We start from the raw sequence: 16,376 nt of genomic DNA on the forward strand, positions 1-16,376 counted from the left end.
TCGATCAGAATGGGTGGTTTATGTGCGATATGATCGATTCACGAACTTTTTTGAGATGCAGCCTCATTGCCTCAGCCGCATTCTCGGATTCGCCGCCGGTTATTGCGTCGATGATCGCAAGGTGCTCATGACACCCCGGCACGAACCGGTCGGGGATTGATCCCTGATCATACATACGTGTCTTGACCTTCAATCCCTCGATCAATTCGGCCAGCAACCGCGAGCCGGCCCTGCGCGCAATCGCAAGATGCAGTTGCGCATCCAGTGCATAATGCGCCTCTGAATCAGGGCGCGGCCCATCTAAAAACGCTACAATACGCGCCCTTAACTCCAGTAAATCATCAGAAACACTGTTACTCAGCGCGGCTTTACGCGCCGCCTCACATTCCAAAAGACTGCGTACGTGCAGGATCTCCATGATATCAGTTAGAGAGATACTGTTTACTACAGGCGTCCCTGAGGGCGTCCGCGTGGCGAACCCCCCACTGATCAATTGGCTGATCGCCTCCCGCACCGGAGTGCGCGACACGCCCAACCGATCCGCAAAGCTTTTTTCCCGCAGCAGCGCGCCAGGCTCTAGCGTCCCGTCAAGGATCATCGCCTTCATCCGCTCGAACGTTGAAGTGCCCAAAGTTTGTGCAGTGTCGGCCATGCCATCCCTCCTGATCTCACTCAACCCAGAGGTCTCGTGCACGCGGTATCTTCCAAGCTGTAAATTTTGGTATACACTCGGTATTTCAATATACGAAATTCAAATGGCGGGCACCACATGAAAGACTCAGATTTCGATACACTCATTCGCGGCGCAACTGTGGTGCATTCGGGCGGCACAGGCATAACAGACATCGGCATCCGCGCTGGTGTCGTTACGGCCATCGGAACCGACCTGCCCGGCAGCGCCCCCGTGCAGATTGATGCAAGCGGTTTGATTGCCCTGCCTGGCGGCGTTGATACGCACTGCCATATCGAACAGGTTTCTGGCGCAGGCTTGCTGAATGCCGATACATTTGAAACCGCCACACGCTCCGCTGTGATGGGCGGCACCACCACAGTTGTATCATTTGCCGCGCAGCATCCCGGCAACAGGATCGCCCGCGTTGTCGAAGATTATGCCGCGCTGGCCCGTAAGGGATCACTGATCGACTATGCGTTTCACATGATTGTCGCAGAAACCGCGCATGGTAATCTTGACGATGATATTCCTGCCATGATCGCTGAGGGCCATCGATCGATCAAAATCTTCACGACCTATGACAAAGTGCGGCAAGACGACAAGTCGATCCTCGATATACTCACGGTGGCGAAACGTGACGGCGCGCTGGTTTGTTTTCACGCCGAAAACGACGGGTTGATCCGTCACATGACCGAGAGGCTGCTGGCCGAAGGCAAGACCGCGCCAAAATATCACGCCGTGTCCCATCCACGCATGGCCGAGATTGAGGCCATCGACCGAATGTGCCGCTTTGCCGAATTCACCGATGCGCGCATCATGATCTTCCACGTCTCGACCCGCGAAGGCGCCGAAATTGTCCGCGCCGCCAAGAAGCGCGGCGTGCAGGTGGAGGCCGAAACGTGTCCGCATTACCTGTTCATGACAGAGGATATTCTGGAGCAGGACAACCCTGCCCGTTTCATGTGCTCCCCACCGCAACGCACACGTGATGACCAAGACGCCCTATGGGACGCTATTTCTGACGGCACCATTGGTCTGGTAACATCCGATCACGCGCCCTACCGCATGGATGAAACAGGCAAGTTTGCCAACGGAACAGATGCGCCTTTCAACAAGATCGCCAACGGCATGCCGGGGCTGGAGACGCGCCTGCCGCTGATGTTCAACGCGATGGTAAGTGAAGGGCGCATGGGTCTGGACGCCTTCGCCCATCTCACAGCCAATGCTCCTGCCGAAGCCTTCGGGCTGGTGCGCAAAGGACGCATTGCCGAAGGCTATGACGCGGACATCACCCTCTGGAATCCTGATCTCTCGTATACCTATGGCGCGAACGATCTGCACGATAACGTCGGCTACAACCCGTTTGAGGGAACCACTGTGCGCGGTATGCCTGTCAGCGTTCTCTCTCGTGGTCGCATCATATTGCATGACCGCGCCCTTACAGGGCTGGCAGGAGACGGCGTATGGCAAACAATGAAGCCACCAACCTTTGCGGCGCAAGAATAGTGCGGCTGCTGCCTAAAACTGATTGCGAGGCCTGAACGTACGCACAAGGAACCAACGTCCACATTCACGTTGGTCTGGGCAATAGCGTTCGCAAAGAGCTTACTCCCCCGGAGCGGGCCAACGAAAGATCGTAAACGGGTTGGCAACACACAGACCCACGCGCACAGTCTTCTGACGAGAACAGCTCTATTGCGGAACTAGACATGAGGTGGCGAAGCTGCGGACCAACTTCCACAGATGGGGCATTCGTTGTGTCTTCGGCCCTAGATACGGCCTATCTTGAAGCCTCGCGAAAGATGATTGCGCATCGCAAACAGCAACACTGCCCCTGGCAACATGGATGCGACCGTCACTGCCATCACCAGTCCAATATCGGTCCGGAAACCAAACAATGCGTTGATCGCCATACTGATGGGCTTTCCGTTAGTGGTGGTCAGAATGCGCGCAAAAACAACTTCAACCCACGAGAACATGAAGCAGAAAAAGGCTGTAACGGCGACACCAGAAGAAATTTGAGGCAGCAAGAACTTCCATATGAATTGTGGACGTGAATAGCCGTCCAGAAATGCGGTTTCATCCATCTCTTTTGGAACTGCTGAAATGAAACCCTGCAAAATCCAGATCGAGATTGGAAGATTGAACAGGCAGTGGCCCAGTGCAATTCCAAAAACCGAATTCACGATTCCAAGATTTGAAAACAACTGAAAGATTGGCAATGTGAGAACAACAGGCGGTGTAATCCGGAAGGCAATGAAGGCAAGAAACAGATGTTTGTCGCCCAAGAAGGACATGCGTGAAAAGGCATAGGCAGCCGGAATTGCCACCGGTATGGTGATGAGGATGTTGATCACGACATAGGCAATGGAATTGCCGAATGCTGCACGCAGGTTCGGGTCTTGCCAAATGCCCGCGTAGTTGCTGAACGTCAGGCTGCCAACCGACACATCTGATGTGGGTAATGTTGCAATGAAGCTTATCATCGTCATTTGCACCAGTGGTAAACAGGCAAAGCAGATGAAGCCAAACAAGAAGACGCTCTTTATCACCGGAAGGGATCTGGCAATACGGTTCACGCTGCACTCTCGGGGTCAAGCTTGCTGCGGGCTTTGCTGAACGTCCACGCCACGGTAACGATGATCAGGGAATATAGGACGGACCGCGCGGCGGAGGGGCCGTATTTGAATGCTTTGATTTCCTCACCCAGATCAACAGCGAGGAACATCGACGCACCATTCGGGCCCCCTGCATTAATCGGGAAAGCTTCTGTGTAGATCATCAGTGAATCCATGAAGCGCAACAGGATGGCCATTAGCAAGACGTGGTACAGTTTGGGAAGCTGGATAAAGCGAAACACCTGCCACGGCCCTGCCCCGTCAATTGCGGCCGCTTGGCAGTAGGACGCCGGAATGGTGGTCAGCGCGCTATAGCACAAGATGACGACAAGGCTGGTCCAGTGCCAAGTGTCCATCGCAACTAAAACCAGCCATGTCAGGGGCGCCGATAGTTTCCAATCTGCGGGCCAACCAACATGCGGGATGATCCGCCCTAGAATGCCGGTGTCCGGGTCAAGCAGGCTGAGCCATAGTGACGGAATAATATTCCACGGCACCAACAACGGAAGCGCAATAACGGCAAGCGTCAGACCGACCCAAACTCTACCCCTTGGAATGCAGAGAGAAATTGCAATGCCAAGCGGGATCTGGATGGACAAGATCAGCACGGAAAACGATGTGCTGCGTCCTAAACTGGCCCAGAAACGGTCGAAACCTATGATCTCGGCATACCATTCGGTTCCAATCCAGAACCGTGTATCCAGAATGAAGATTTCAAAGAATGAATAGTTAACGACTGTGATCAACGGGATCAGTCCGACCAGTCCAAGAACCAGCGTTGCGGGGAGCGCAAAGAGCCAGCCGGTGTTGTCGCGATATTTCATGTCACCGTTCCCGAATACACCTTGCCCGACGCTCAGACAGTTACGATATCTGTTCCCCAAGCGGCGCAATTCTCCAAGAGTTGTTCGGACAGTTTGCAATCCGTAAACAACACTTTGACCTCGGCCAGAGAACAAATCGTCAGGGGTGCCTTACGGGTAAACTTTAGCTGGTCAGCGACAACCATTACTTTTCGCGACCGGCTGATCGCCGTGTGGCTAACCATGACTTCTTGGCCATCAAAATCCAGCAAATCGCCATCCGCATCAATCGCGGAACAACCCAACACTGAATAATCGAACTTGAATTGCTTGACCATTTCAACGGTCAGCCCACCAACGATGCCCCCGTCCGAGCGCCGCAATACGCCGCCGGCCAAAATGATCTCACAACTATGATTGGCGGCCAGTATGTTTGCGATATTGAGGTTATTGGTCACAACCAGCAGGTTATCGTGGTCAAGCAACTCGCGGGCGACGGCTTCGGTCGTTGTCCCGATGTTCATAAACACAGACGCCCCGTCAGGGATCGCTTGTGCGCATTTGACAGCAATCGCTTTCTTACCAGCCTCATTCAGGCGGCGGCGTTCTTCGTAGACGATATTCACAACACCCGACGGTACCACTGCACCGCCATGAACTCGGTCCAGTCGCCCGCTCTCGGCCAGATCAGACAAGTCGCGCCGGATGGTTTGTACGGTCACGTCATATCGCGCGGCCAAACCATCTACCGTGACCTTTCCCTCCTTTCGGGCAATTTCGAGTATCTCTTGTTGCCTGAAGTTCGCGACCATGATTCTTCCTTTGATGCCGTAAAAAGAGAACGAGGCGTTCGCGATACGGATTCGCTGTAAACAATCAGAGGACATGTCCTTGCGTCAAGGGTGCGACCTGCATAGTCCCACAAAACGAACGCCTACCGGAGTAAAAAAGCGCACATATTCATATTGCTGCGTAAATACGAACAGAAGCGAACATTCGTTATTGATTATTGAAGTCCCTTGGTGTTCAGTTGCGCCATGGTAATTGCTGGGAGGCAATTGCGTAATTCAGCGCTTGGGAGGCTACTTTGAAACAGGTCGAACATCACGACATCGTTGATCTGTTTGTCATCGGCGGCGGTATTAACGGATGCGGCATAGCCCGTGATGCAGCTGGTCGCGGTCTGTCCGTCGAGTTGGCCGAGATGAACGATCTGGCCTCAGCAACTTCATCTGCTTCGACCAAGCTTTTTCATGGTGGACTGCGCTATCTCGAGTATTGGGAAATACGTCTTGTCCGCGAGGCGTTGATCGAGCGTGAAACACTGTTGCGGGCGATGCCGCATATTTCATGGCCGATGCGTTTTGTCCTCCCCTACCACAAGGACATGCGGTTCGAGGGTGATACACCCACCTCTAAACTGCTGAACGTCGTTATGCCTTGGATGAAAGGTCGCCGCCCTGCGTGGCTCATTCGCTTTGGCTTGTTCCTTTATGATAATCTGGGCGGGCGCAAAATTCTCAAAGGGACTACGTCCCTGAATTTGGCTGGCACGCCCGAGGGCGCGCCGCTTGAGGGTCGCTTTCAGAAAGCTTTTGAATATTCTGATTGCTGGATCGAGGACAGCCGCTTGGTCGTCCTGAACGCACGTGACGCCGAAGCGCGGGGCGCACGGATCAATGTGCGCACCAAAGTCATCTCTGCCCAGCAAATCGACGGCGTCTGGCACGTCACGCTACAATCGCAGGACGGCCAGCAGCGTGAGGTTCGCGCCCGAATGCTGGTCAACGCCGGTGGTCCGTGGGTTGAGGAAATCATCCGCAACACAGTGCGTATCAATACGACCGAAGGCGTGCGTCTTGTGCGCGGCAGCCACATCGTGACCCGCAAACTGTATGACCATGACAAATGCTATTTTTTCCAAGGCTCGGACGGGCGGATCATTTTTACAATCCCCTACGAGACCGACTTTACCCTGATTGGCACCACCGACGCAGACCACCCGAACCCAACCGAAACGCCGGTTTGCACGCCCGCAGAACAGACCTACCTGCTCAAATTCGCATCAGATTATCTGAAGCAGGACGTTTCGGATGACGACGTCGTCTGGGCCTATTCTGGCGTGCGTCCGCTTTATAATGATGGGGCAAGCTCCGCGACGGCCGCGACACGCGACTATGTTCTAAAAGTGGATCAATCCAGCGGTGCGCCCATCTTGAATGTCTTTGGCGGCAAGATCACAACGTACCGTCGCCTTGCCGAAACAGCGCTCGAAAAAATCGCCCCGTTCTTTGAAGGGGCTGATAAGCCGTGGACAGCTGGCGTGCCTTTGTCTGGCGGTGACTTTCCCGTTGACGGAGTTCCCGCCCTGAAGGCAAAGTTGAGTGAGCAGTATCCTTTTCTGACCGCGCGGTGGGTGGACCGACTGGTCAAGGCCTATGGGACGGATGCGTTCCTTGTTTTGGGTGATGCAAAAACGGCGCAAGACCTAGGTCAAGATTTCGGAGCTCATTTGACCGCGCGTGAGGTTGAATGGCTCGTTGAGAATGAATTCGCGCATACTGCAGAAGACATCGTTTGGCGCCGGTCCAAGCTTGGTCTTCGGCTGACAAAACAAGAAATCGAAGAGCTTGACGCATGGCTAGCCGCCAAGCTGTCAAAGCAGCGCGCAGTGTGAACTGCGAAGGGAGAGCGAAATGTCACTAATTCTTGAGGGTGTGTCAAAGGTCATGAATGGCCAGACGCACATCCATCCCACCGACCTGACCCTGCAAAGCGGCACCATGAACGTGCTGCTGGGGCCAACGTCTTCGGGTAAGACGTCGCTGATGCGCCTGATGGCGGGTCTGGATTTCCCCGATACCGGCAAGGTCATCTGGAACGGTACTGACGTGACAGGTATGCGTGTGCAAGACCGTGGCGTTGCGATGGTTTACCAGCAATTCATTAACTACCCGTCTATGACTGTTTACGACAATATCGCAAGCCCGATGCGTCTGTTGAAACAATCCGCAGACCAGATCGACAAGGCCGTCAGAAAGACTGCCGATCTTATGCAATTGTCGCCTTATCTTGATCGTAAACCGCTGGAGCTTTCGGGCGGGCAGCAGCAACGATGTGCGCTTGCACGTGCCCTTGTCAAAGATGCGGGTCTTGTGCTGCTAGATGAGCCGTTGGCCAACCTCGACTACAAATTGCGCGAAGAATTACGCGCCGAGATACCGAAGATATTCGAAGAAGCCGGCTCCATTTTTGTCTATGCCACCACCGAGCCGGAAGAAGCGCTTTTGCTGGGGGGCAACACGGCCACGATTTGGGAAGGCAGGATCACCCAATTCGACAAAACGCCAATTGTTTACCGCCAGCCCGTTAATGCAAAAACCGCGCGGGTTTTCTCTGACCCGCCCATGAATTTCATAAAGGTTCAAAAGACAGGCAGCGACCTTGATTTTGGAGATGGCCAATCGCTCACTACCGCGTCGGGTGCCTTTGCAGGTCTGGCTGACGGCAGCTATATCGCAGGGTTCCGCCCGAACCACCTGAAGCTTGAGAAGGAGGCCGCCAATGCGCTGTCTTTCACAGGCAAATTGATGGTGACCGAGATTACTGGCTCTGAGACGTTCGTACACATCGACCACCACGGCGAAAACTGGGTGGGGCTTGTCCACGGGGTCAAGAATTTGGCCATCGGCGCTGATTTGAACGTCTATCTGGACCAAAGCCACGTCTACATTTTCGCGCAAGACGGCACTTCTGTCGCCCCTGCATCATACTCAACAGCAGCCTGAGGGATAACAAGATGGCAAAAATTACCCTCGACAATCTGGCGCATTCATACCTGCCCAGCCCCGAAAGCGAAGACGACTTTGCGCTCAAAGAGCTGAACCACGATTGGGTCGATGGTGAGGCGTATGCCTTGCTTGGCGCGTCTGGTTGCGGGAAATCCACGCTGCTCAATATCATTTCGGGCCTGCTGCATCCAAGCCAGGGCCGCATCCTGTTCAACGACAAAGACGTCACGATGGCGCCAACAACCGAGCGCAATATCGCACAGGTTTTTCAGTTTCCCGTTGTCTATGACACGATGACTGTTCGCGAAAATCTGGCGTTCCCCCTGCGCAACCGCGGCGCTGATCCTGCGTATATCAAAGAACGTGTGCAGCAGATTGCGGCTATGATCGGGATGGAAGACACGCTAAACCGCAAGGCCCGCGGGCTGACGGCGGATGCCAAGCAGAAGATCTCGCTTGGTCGGGGCATGGTGCGCGAAGATGTAAACGCGCTGCTGTTTGATGAGCCGCTGACGGTGATCGACCCGCACATGAAGTGGGAACTGCGCACCCAGCTTAAATCCCTGCACCATCAATTCGGCCATACGATGATCTATGTGACCCACGACCAGACCGAGGCGCTGACTTTCGCGGATAAGGTTGTGGTTATGTATGATGGCCGCGTGGTGCAAATGGGCACCCCACAAGAGCTGTTCGAGAAACCCGCCCACACGTTTGTGGGCTACTTCATCGGCTCCCCGGGGATGAACGTTTTGGACGCAGAGGTGCAGGGCAACACCGCCATCATTGGCGGCACTCAGGTCGCCTTGGGTGCAGGTTTCGGCAGCCCGAAGGGTAAGGTTGAACTGGGTGTACGGCCAGAGTTCACATCGCTCAGCGCTAGCGACACTGGTCTGCCGGTGACAATCAAACGGGTTGAAGATGTGGGCCGCCACAAAATCGTGCGTGCTGATTATCAAGGAACACCGATCAACGTGCTGGTTGGTGAAGGCGAAAACATCTCGCCTGACATGAACCGTGTGGTCTTCGATACAGCAGGCGTGAACGTCTATTCCAACAGCTGGCGCGTTGCGCCGCAGGCGGCGTGACATGATGCAACACCACAGATATTCGCAAGGACATTGTCATGAATAAGACAGTCAATCAAAAGGCATGGTTCCTAATCCTCCCTGTGCTGCTGCTTGTCGCGTTTTCTGCAGTCATCCCGCTTATGACGGTCGTAAACTACTCAGTCCAAGACACATTCGGGAAGAACCAGTTCTTCTGGGCCGGTCTTGAGTGGTTCCGCGAGATGATGGGATCAGAGCGGATGTGGGATGCGCTTGGCCGCCAGATTGCATTTTCGCTGATCATTCTGGCCATTGAAATTCCGCTTGGCATCTTTGTGGCACTTAACATGCCGAAAAAGGGGTTCTGGGCATCGTTCTGCTTGATCCTGATGTCACTGCCGCTGCTGATCCCTTGGAACGTCGTTGGCACCATCTGGCAGATTTTCGGCCGCGTCGATATCGGCTTACTAGGCTATACGCTTGCTGCTTTGGGGATTGATTACAACTATACCCAAGACTTCTATGCCGCTTGGGCGACAGTCATTGTGATGGATGTCTGGCATTGGACATCGTTGGTTGCCCTGCTTGCTTATGCTGGTTTGCAGTCCATTCCGGACGCCTATTACCAAGCTGCGAAAATCGACCAAGCCAGCCGCTGGAACGTGTTCCGCTTCATCGAGCTGCCCAAGATCATAGGCGTATTGATGATCGCTATCCTGCTTCGGTTTATGGACAGCTTCATGATCTACACCGAGCCGTTCGTGGTGACAGGTGGTGGCCCCGGAAATTCGACCACATTCCTGTCGATTGATCTGGTCAAGATGGCGCTTGGACAGTTTGACCTTGGCCCTGCTGCTGCCTTCTCGATCATGTATTACCTCGTAATTTTGCTCATCTCTTATGTCTTTTACACCGTGATGACGAACCTTGATAAACGGGATGGCCACTGATGTCTGACATGACCATAAACGCACCACGTCGCCGCACGCCCAAGGTTAAGGGCAGCGCGATTGTCATGGGGATTTACCTGCTGTTCTTGCTGCTGCCGATCTATTGGCTCCTGAACATGAGCCTCAAATCAAACACCGAGATTCTGAACAGCTTTACCCTGTGGCCGCGCGATCTGACATTCGACAACTATGTGACAATCCTGACAGATGCGTCGTGGTACACAGGGTATCTGAACTCGATGGCCTATGTGGTCATGAACATGGTGATCTCGCTCGCTGTGGCACTGCCTGCGGCTTATGCGTTTAGCCGCTACAGCTTTATGGGGGACAAGCACCTGTTCTTCTGGTTGCTCACCAACCGGATGGCCCCACCGGCGGTATTCGCCCTGCCCTTCTTTCAGCTTTATAGCTCGGTTGGCTTGTTCGACACGCATATCGCTGTGGCCTTGGCGCATTGCCTGTTTAACGTGCCGCTGGCGGTCTGGATCCTGGAAGGGTTCATGCGCGGCGTCCCCAAAGAGATCGACGAGACTGCCTATATCGACGGCTATTCGTTCCCGCGCTTTTTCATCAAGATTTTCACGCCACTTGTGGCCTCTGGCATCGGCGTGACCGCGTTCTTCTTGTTCATGTTCAGCTGGGTCGAACTGTTACTCAGCCGCACGCTGACATCGGTGAACGCCAAACCTATTGCCGCCACCATGACACGCACTGTGGGTGCCGCCGGTATCGATTGGGGCGTACTGGCTGCGGCCGGAGTTCTGACGATCGTGCCGGGTGCATTGGTGATCTATTTTGTCCGCAACTACATCGCCAAGGGCTTCGCCCTGGGTCGTGTTTAACCAATAGGAGAAACCACAATGGAATGGATGGCATGGACTTGGCCGACCGCCCTTTTCTTCGGCATTATTGCAGCGACTTTGGTTACCTTCACGGTGCTTGCAATCAAATTTCCCGAGGTGCCCCGCGTTGGTGTTCTCCGGATCGAAACGACCCGTGGTGACAGATTGTTCATCACGCTATTGGGCTCAGCCTTTATTAATCTGGCTTGGCTTGGACTACTTAGTGCTCCCCAGTGGGGCGCGCTGATCGTCTGTCTCCTTTACACCATAGCGGTCTTCCGCTGGGTCTAATCGAGTTTGTAATCCGGCACGCAAGAACCGGACTGCAATTACTGTTCAATTTTTGGGAGGAACAAACATGAACTTGCGACTTAGAGGAACCACCGCGATAGGCCTTGCTGCTTGCATGCTTGCCGCGCCTGCGTTCGCTGATATGGAGGCCGCCAAGGCATTCCTTGATAGCGAAATCGGGGAACTTTCGACGCTGTCCCGCGCTGATCAAGAATCCGAGCTTCAGTTTTTTGTCGATGCGGCCAAACCGTACGAAGGCATGTCGATCAACGTTGTTTCCGAGACAATCGGCACGCACACGTACGAGTCCACAGTGTTGGCTCCGGCGTTCGAAGCCATTACAGGTATCAAGGTCACGCATGATCTGATCGGTGAAGGCGATGTTGTTGAGAAACTGCAAACACAGATGCAGTCCGGCGAAAACATCTATGACGCCTACATCAACGACTCCGATCTGATCGGCACGCACTGGCGCTACAAGCAAGCGCGCAACCTGACTGACTGGATGGCTGGCGAAGGCGCTGCCGTAACCAACCCGAACCTCGATCTGGCCGATTTCATTGGTCTGTCGTTCACAACTGGCCCGGATGGCAAAGTCTACCAATTGCCTGACCAACAGTTCGCGAACTTGTATTGGTTCCGGTATGATTGGTTCAACGACGAGCAGAACAAAGCGGACTTCAAAGCGAAGTACGGCTATGATCTCGGCGTTCCGGTCAACTGGTCCGCCTATGAGGATATAGCGGAATTCTTCACCGGTCGTGACCTGTCACGCTTGGGCGTTGAAGGCGAAGTCTTTGGCAACATGGACTACGGCAAGAAAGACCCGTCTTTGGGTTGGCGCTATACTGACGCGTGGCTGTCCATGGCTGGTGCCGGCGACGTAGGTGAGCCAAACGGCCTGCCCGTTGACGAATGGGGCATCCGCGTAAACGAAAAGTCACAACCAGTTGGGTCTTGCGTTGCCCGTGGCGGCGCGACCAACGGTCCTGCAGCTGTTTATGCTGTGACCAAAGCAATCGAATGGCTGGAAAAATACTCCCCTCCTGCCGCTGCCGGTATGACATTCTCAGAAGCAGGGCCAATTCCTGCACAGGGTAATGTCGCACAGCAGATGTTCTGGTACACCGCGTTTACCGCCGCATCTGTAGAGCCTGATCTGCCTGTGATGAACGAAGATGGCACGCCAAAATGGCGTATGGCACCTTCACCGCACGGTGCATATTGGACTGAAGGCACCAAGATCGGCTACCAAGACGCCGGTTCCTGGACGCTGATGGAATCAACACCAGTTGATCGTGCACAAGCCGCGTGGCTTTATGCGCAGTTCGTGACGTCCAAAACAGTCGACGTAAAGAAAAGCCATGTTGGTCTGACATTCATTCGTGAATCCACGATCCAGCACGAAAGCTTTACCGAGCGTGCACCAAAGCTGGGTGGTTTGATCGAATTCTACCGCTCACCAGCACGGGTTCAGTGGTCGCCAACAGGCACCAACGTTCCTGACTATCCAAAGCTGGCTCAGCTGTGGTGGCAGAACATCGGCGACGCAATGTCCGGTGCGAAGACACCTCAGGAAGCACTCGATGCACTTTGTGCAGATCAGGAAAAAGTCCTGATCCGTCTGGAGCGTGCCGGTGTTCAGGGCGATCTTGGTCCGGTTATGAACGACGAAAGCGATCCGTCTTTCTGGCTCGATCAGCCTGGCTCACCTAAGGCAAAACTGGCAAACGAGGACGAAACGCCAGTGACCATCTCGTATGATGAGCTGATCAAATCCTGGCAGTAAGTTAACGGTCCGGGGCCGCATGTTGGCCCCGGACCCCTGCCTTTTTGTTACACCCTTACACATTGGGCGAAACCATGACCTATATCCTTGCAATCGATCAGGGCACGACCTCAACACGCGCAATCCTTTTTGACAGTGCCATGGCTGCGATTGCCCAAGACGGCACAGAATTCCCACAGCATTTCCCGCAATCTGGCTGGGTCGAACACGACCCCGAGGACCTATGGGCGACGACCCTATCCACCTGCCGCGCGGCGATGACCAAGGCCGTTATCACGGCAGACCAGATCACCGCGATTGGCATTACCAACCAGCGTGAAACAGTTGTTGTCTGGGACAAGACCACAGGTCGGCCCATTTACAACGCCATCGTCTGGCAAGACCGACGTACAGCCGAACACTGTCACGTCCTGCGCGACGCAGGACATGAGCAGATGATTACCGCCCGCACAGGCCTGTTGATTGATCCCTATTTCTCCAGCACCAAGCTCAAGTGGATTTTGGATCATGTTGACGGCGCACGTGATCGCGCTGTGAAAGGCGAACTGCTGTTTGGCACGGTGGATAGCTTTCTCATCTGGAAGCTGACAGGCGGAGCAGTACATGCAACAGACGCCACAAATGCGGCGCGCACCATGTTGTATGACATCCACAAAGGACGCTGGAGCCAGACTATTTGCAACCTTCTGGACATCCCGATGCAGATGCTACCCGAAGTCAAAGATTGTGCCGCAGATTTTGGCCAAACGCAGACCGATCTATTCGGCCAGCCGATCCCGATATGCGGGGTTGCCGGCGATCAACAGGCCGCAACCGTGGGTCAGGCCTGCTTTGAACCCGGCATGTTGAAGTCTACCTATGGCACCGGCTGCTTTGCACTTTTGAACACAGGAGAGACACCAGTTGTTTCTCAAAACAGGTTGCTGACGACCATTGCCTATCAATTGAATGGCACACCTACCTACGCTCTTGAAGGGTCTATTTTCGTGGCAGGTGCTGTTGTGCAATGGCTTCGCGATGGCCTGAAAATTATCGGAGATGCAGCACAGACCCAAGCGCTGGCTGAACTAGCAGACCCAAATCAAGAGGTTGTCATTGTACCCGCCTTTGTCGGCCTTGGTGCACCCTATTGGAACGCGGAATGCCGGGGCGCCGCATTTGGTCTAACCCGTGGAACTGGCCCTGCAGAGATGGCTAGAGCAGCCCTTGAAAGCGTCGGCTATCAGACGCGGGATTTGTTGGAGGCCATGTCCTCGGATTGGCAAGCCACTGGCGTGCAGCCCACATTGCGGGTGGATGGCGGCATGTCTGCGAATGATTGTGCAATGCAGTTTTTATCAGACATTATCGCAGCCCCCGTGGACCGACCGGTGAATCCTGAGACGACCGCTCTTGGCGTTGCGTGGCTTGCGGGTATGCAGGCTGGAGTTTACCCCGCTCAGGCTGAGTTTGCCGCTGGCTGGGCACGCGATACCCAATTTGTGCCGCAGATGGACGATGCTGTGCGGCAAACCAAATACGCGCGCTGGAAAAGAGCTGTCGCCGCGACAATAGGTTTCTGATCCACAGTTATCTCCCCACCGAAAGGCAACAAAATGACGTTCTCATTTTCAAGTCCGCAAACCATCCATTTTGGACGGGGGCAAAGCCAGCAGGCTGCTGCCATAGCCGCAGGATATGGGAAAACAGCCCTGCTAGTTCACGGCGCAAACGCAGACAGGGTGCAATGGCTGATGAAATCCTGCGCGGATGCAGGGTTGATGACGAAGACAATCAGCTGCAAATCCGAACCCTCCCTGCAAGCTATCGAACAGGCTTTGGTGCAGCTGGGTGGTTTCCACCCCTCTGTGGTTGTTGCAGTTGGTGGCGGGTCTGTCATGGACTTTGCAAAGACCCTTGCGGCGCTTATTCCATGCGATGGCTCCCCCATTGAATATCTGGAGATTGTGGGGACCGGACGGCTATTAGAGCACGAACCGATCCCGATGATCGCCCTTCCAACCACCGCGGGCACTGGTGCAGAGGTAACAAAGAATGCGGTGATCTCGGTTCCGGAACGAGGTCTGAAGGTCAGCCTGCGCGACCCGCGTATGATCCCGCAAGTGGCCATTGTTGACCCGGACCTGATGCAAGGTGCGCCAAAACATGTTGCGCTTTGTGCCGGTCTTGATGCGATCACCCAGGTCATTGAACCTTATCTATCCGTGAAGGCAAACCCGATGACAGATGCGCTTTGCCTCGCAGCTATTCCTGTTGGCGTTCGGGCACTAAGAGATGTCGTTGAACAAGATTGTCCAGAAGGGTGGGATGCTCTGGCATGGGTTAGCACCTGTGGAGGATTGACCTTAGCGAACGCGGGTCTCGGAGCGGTTCATGGATTTGCTGGAGTGATTGGCGGCAAAACGAATGCGCCTCACGGGGAGGTCTGTGGCGCATTGCTCCCACCCGTTCTTGAATCCCACCTGCGCCATGCGGAAAAAGGCACGGACATACATGCGCGACTGACTTGGGTAATGGGTCACTTTGATGTTTATTTTGGGCAGGCGCAAAAAAATGCCGGGCTTGCCGGACTGCGTCAGTGGTCAATCGAAATGGGCCTACGCGGTTTAAATGAAATAGGCCTATTGACGGAAAACCATTCAGAAGTTGCGGCCGCTGCCGCCACGGCCTCATCCATGAAAGGTAACCCGTTCCCATTGTCAGAAAATGAGCTCATGCAGATTTTGCAGGCGGCAAAGTAAGAACGGTCATTCGATCTTCTCAGGCGATGCGTGCTTTTCCTTAGGTTGCCGTGCTTTGCTTGAAAAGTTTGCGTGCTAAGACCTTGCTCTGGCATCCAGACATCCATAAATCGGAAGCTTTGGTCATGACATACCAATGCGATTTCCACACCTGGCTCAAACCTACCTTCGACCTGTTCAGCCGACGATGCGGCGCGGCTCCCCCAGACCTGTCTTACGTGCATCGCGCAGCATTTTATCAGCATCAAGGATGGTACTGTGGACATCCGACCCTTTGCATTCGGGTCGTTGACACCAGCTACTTTAGAGGATGGTTCTACTGACCCTCTAGACGCGCAAACCACCCAGCTTAGACTACGAGCGCAGGTAGCAGTTCGGTGCCCGCCAATACTGCGGCAGCAGAATAGTGGGCGATGCGACCGTGTTTGGCATGTAGACCTTTCTAATTTCCGCAAAAACTCCGCTAACATTGAACAAGAAGCACTTCCAACGGGAGATTAGGTCAAACAAAAGCCATATACTTACGTCCTCAGCCATCATCGCGATATTGTAGGTGCTCGTTCCAGCAGAAGCTGCCCCAAACGCGTATCGCCACGATGCCCAGTGGGACTTAGATTTTAGATTTATCGCCAATCGCGATTGGCGATCTATAAGGCCGAAATCGAGGCTTGGGTTGCTGAATGCGACCAGGGCGGTATTGCTGGTTATGTGGATGGCCAGTTCGAGCTTTTGCCAGTTATTAATGCGGCGCAATGCCGCTTTCAAAAGTGAATACTGTGAAGTGGTCCTGCTTTTTAGGACAGTTTTGCGGCTTGGCTAAGATGCATCT

At 54.3% G+C, this 16,376-nt stretch carries 14 protein-coding genes; 10 read left to right on the top strand and 4 right to left on the bottom strand.

Features of this window, described 5'->3' with window-relative positions:
* Positions 1–4: 4 nt before the first annotated feature.
* Entirely contained in the window at positions 5–652 is a 648-nt protein-coding gene (locus V7730_RS06920; RefSeq protein ID WP_335746865.1) for a GntR family transcriptional regulator, read from the bottom strand.
* A 117-nt stretch (positions 653–769) separates the two neighbouring features.
* On the opposite strand from V7730_RS06920, the gene hydA reads away from it, so the two are divergent.
* Complete coding sequence (hydA, locus tag V7730_RS06925) at positions 770–2,179, top strand: dihydropyrimidinase (protein ID WP_335746866.1); 1,410 nt, start codon at positions 770–772, stop codon at positions 2,177–2,179.
* A gap of 263 nt (positions 2,180–2,442) precedes the next feature.
* Here hydA and V7730_RS06930 read toward each other — a convergent pair whose 3' ends face one another.
* The 3 genes from V7730_RS06930 to V7730_RS06940 form a co-directional block, all read right to left on the bottom strand.
* On the bottom strand, positions 2,443–3,030 hold the full coding sequence (locus V7730_RS06930) for a carbohydrate ABC transporter permease (protein WP_335746867.1): 588 nt from the start codon (positions 3,028–3,030) through the stop codon (positions 2,443–2,445).
* A gap of 218 nt (positions 3,031–3,248) precedes the next feature.
* Positions 3,249–4,115 carry a carbohydrate ABC transporter permease gene (locus V7730_RS06935; RefSeq protein WP_335746868.1) on the bottom strand — a complete coding sequence of 289 codons (867 nt, stop codon included), beginning with the start codon at positions 4,113–4,115 and terminating at the stop codon, positions 3,249–3,251.
* A 32-nt stretch (positions 4,116–4,147) separates the two neighbouring features.
* Complete coding sequence (locus V7730_RS06940) at positions 4,148–4,906, bottom strand: DeoR/GlpR family DNA-binding transcription regulator (protein ID WP_335746869.1); 759 nt, start codon at positions 4,904–4,906, stop codon at positions 4,148–4,150.
* A gap of 275 nt (positions 4,907–5,181) precedes the next feature.
* Between V7730_RS06940 and glpD the strand changes: the two genes are divergently transcribed.
* From glpD to V7730_RS06985, 9 genes are all read left to right on the top strand, one after another.
* Positions 5,182–6,771 carry a glycerol-3-phosphate dehydrogenase gene (gene glpD / locus V7730_RS06945; protein WP_335746870.1) on the top strand — a complete coding sequence of 530 codons (1,590 nt, stop codon included), beginning with the start codon at positions 5,182–5,184 and terminating at the stop codon, positions 6,769–6,771.
* Between the two features lie 19 nt (positions 6,772–6,790).
* On the top strand, positions 6,791–7,882 hold the full coding sequence (locus V7730_RS06950; RefSeq protein ID WP_335746871.1) for an ABC transporter ATP-binding protein: 1,092 nt from the start codon (positions 6,791–6,793) through the stop codon (positions 7,880–7,882).
* Between the two features lie 11 nt (positions 7,883–7,893).
* Positions 7,894–8,973, top strand: a complete 1,080-nt coding sequence (locus tag V7730_RS06955) for an ABC transporter ATP-binding protein (protein ID WP_335746872.1) — start codon at positions 7,894–7,896, stop codon at positions 8,971–8,973.
* 38 nt (positions 8,974–9,011) lie between these two features.
* Complete coding sequence (locus tag V7730_RS06960) at positions 9,012–9,884, top strand: carbohydrate ABC transporter permease (protein ID WP_335746873.1); 873 nt, start codon at positions 9,012–9,014, stop codon at positions 9,882–9,884.
* Positions 9,884–10,726 (top strand): carbohydrate ABC transporter permease, encoded by an 843-nt coding sequence (locus V7730_RS06965; RefSeq protein WP_335746874.1) that lies wholly within the window; start codon positions 9,884–9,886, stop codon positions 10,724–10,726. Before V7730_RS06960 ends, V7730_RS06965 begins: the two co-directional genes overlap by 1 nt.
* 18 nt (positions 10,727–10,744) lie before the next feature.
* Positions 10,745–11,017, top strand: a complete 273-nt coding sequence (locus tag V7730_RS06970) for a DUF2160 domain-containing protein (protein WP_335746875.1) — start codon at positions 10,745–10,747, stop codon at positions 11,015–11,017.
* Between the two features lie 67 nt (positions 11,018–11,084).
* Entirely contained in the window at positions 11,085–12,806 is a 1,722-nt protein-coding gene (locus tag V7730_RS06975; RefSeq protein ID WP_335746876.1) for an ABC transporter substrate-binding protein, read from the top strand.
* Positions 12,807–12,880: 74 nt separating this feature from the next.
* Complete coding sequence (glpK, locus tag V7730_RS06980) at positions 12,881–14,368, top strand: glycerol kinase GlpK (RefSeq protein WP_335746877.1); 1,488 nt, start codon at positions 12,881–12,883, stop codon at positions 14,366–14,368.
* Between the two features lie 33 nt (positions 14,369–14,401).
* Positions 14,402–15,547 carry an iron-containing alcohol dehydrogenase gene (locus tag V7730_RS06985; protein WP_335746878.1) on the top strand — a complete coding sequence of 382 codons (1,146 nt, stop codon included), beginning with the start codon at positions 14,402–14,404 and terminating at the stop codon, positions 15,545–15,547.
* Positions 15,548–16,376 lie beyond the last annotated feature (829 nt).

Source organism: Sulfitobacter sp. (genome assembly GCF_036961165.1).
Taxonomy (GTDB): Bacteria; Pseudomonadota; Alphaproteobacteria; order Rhodobacterales; family Rhodobacteraceae; genus Sulfitobacter.

What these genes read in the sequence shown, in the direction of transcription:
- V7730_RS06935 (WP_335746868.1), bottom strand. Translation starts at nt 4,115, where the DNA reads ATGAAATATCGCGACAACACCGGCTGGCTCTTTGCGCTCCCCGCAACG.
- V7730_RS06960 (WP_335746873.1), top strand. Translation starts at nt 9,012, where the DNA reads ATGAATAAGACAGTCAATCAAAAGGCATGGTTCCTAATCCTCCCTGTG.
- glpK (WP_335746877.1), top strand. Translation starts at nt 12,881, where the DNA reads ATGACCTATATCCTTGCAATCGATCAGGGCACGACCTCAACACGCGCA.
- V7730_RS06985 (WP_335746878.1), top strand. Translation starts at nt 14,402, where the DNA reads ATGACGTTCTCATTTTCAAGTCCGCAAACCATCCATTTTGGACGGGGG.
- V7730_RS06975 (WP_335746876.1), top strand. Translation starts at nt 11,085, where the DNA reads ATGAACTTGCGACTTAGAGGAACCACCGCGATAGGCCTTGCTGCTTGC.
- V7730_RS06950 (WP_335746871.1), top strand. Translation starts at nt 6,791, where the DNA reads ATGTCACTAATTCTTGAGGGTGTGTCAAAGGTCATGAATGGCCAGACG.
- V7730_RS06970 (WP_335746875.1), top strand. Translation starts at nt 10,745, where the DNA reads ATGGAATGGATGGCATGGACTTGGCCGACCGCCCTTTTCTTCGGCATT.
- V7730_RS06940 (WP_335746869.1), bottom strand. Translation starts at nt 4,906, where the DNA reads ATGGTCGCGAACTTCAGGCAACAAGAGATACTCGAAATTGCCCGAAAG.
- V7730_RS06920 (WP_335746865.1), bottom strand. Translation starts at nt 652, where the DNA reads ATGGCCGACACTGCACAAACTTTGGGCACTTCAACGTTCGAGCGGATG.
- V7730_RS06955 (WP_335746872.1), top strand. Translation starts at nt 7,894, where the DNA reads ATGGCAAAAATTACCCTCGACAATCTGGCGCATTCATACCTGCCCAGC.
- hydA (WP_335746866.1), top strand. Translation starts at nt 770, where the DNA reads ATGAAAGACTCAGATTTCGATACACTCATTCGCGGCGCAACTGTGGTG.
- V7730_RS06965 (WP_335746874.1), top strand. Translation starts at nt 9,884, where the DNA reads ATGTCTGACATGACCATAAACGCACCACGTCGCCGCACGCCCAAGGTT.